The following is a 223-nucleotide window of genomic DNA, read 5'->3' as shown; positions in this document are numbered from 1 at the left end:
AGAGCTGGTCGACCATGGAGCGCTGGATTTCCTGCCAGGGCGTCTGGCTCGCCGGATAGGCATAGCCGCCGCGCGCCTCGAGATCGGCACGGCGCTTCTCCAACTCCTCCTGGGAGAGAAGGATGTCGGCGGTGCGCTTGTTGAGATCGATGCGGATGCGATCGCCCGTCTGCAGCAACGCCAATCCGCCGCCAGCCGCAGCTTCAGGCGACGCATTGAGGAT

The 223-nt window shown here is 65.0% G+C and carries 1 pseudogene; it reads right to left on the bottom strand.

The annotated features are described in order from the left end of the window. Nucleotides 1–223, bottom strand: a pseudogene (locus E4K09_RS18905) (dihydroxy-acid dehydratase domain-containing protein); the annotation flags it as partial.

It is taken from the genome of Microvirga pakistanensis, assembly GCF_004458765.1.
Taxonomy (GTDB): Bacteria; Pseudomonadota; Alphaproteobacteria; order Rhizobiales; family Beijerinckiaceae; genus Microvirga; species Microvirga pakistanensis.
Note: the sequence above shows the minus strand (reverse complement) of the source record. Positions and strands in the feature narration are given on the sequence as shown.